The organism is Microbispora sp. CSR-4 (genome assembly GCF_008033685.1).
Taxonomy (GTDB): domain Bacteria; phylum Actinomycetota; class Actinomycetes; order Streptosporangiales; family Streptosporangiaceae; genus Microbispora.
This window is the reverse complement of the sequence record NZ_VJVX01000336.1, coordinates 1-273: the sequence shown is the minus strand read 5'-3', so window position 1 is coordinate 273 and position 273 is coordinate 1. Positions and strand designations below refer to the sequence as shown.

Genomic DNA, 273 nt, shown 5'->3' with positions numbered 1-273 from the left:
GCCGGCCTCACGCGGCAGGTAGAACTCCCCTTCCACGCCGCCGCCCTTGCCCGGGCGGACCCGCAGGAACCGCCGCCCGTAATCGGCCCGCTCATCCCGTTCTTCCCCATCGGGGTCCAGCACCGCCCGCAGGTGGCGGCCGGCCTTGGCGACCTCCGCCGCCCCGGCCTTGCCGGCCAGGTCCACCAGGATCGGCTCCGCCAGGGTGGCTTGCTCGTCGGTTAGTCCGGCCACGGCGGCGCAGATGGCCTCCACCACCCCCGCCGCCAGCTC

General features: G+C 75.5%; 1 protein-coding gene. It reads right to left on the bottom strand.

The window, feature by feature from the left end; genetic code table 11:
* On the bottom strand, positions 1 to 273 hold a 273-nt coding region (locus FLV34_RS40050; protein ID WP_147945656.1), incomplete at both ends, for a DUF222 domain-containing protein.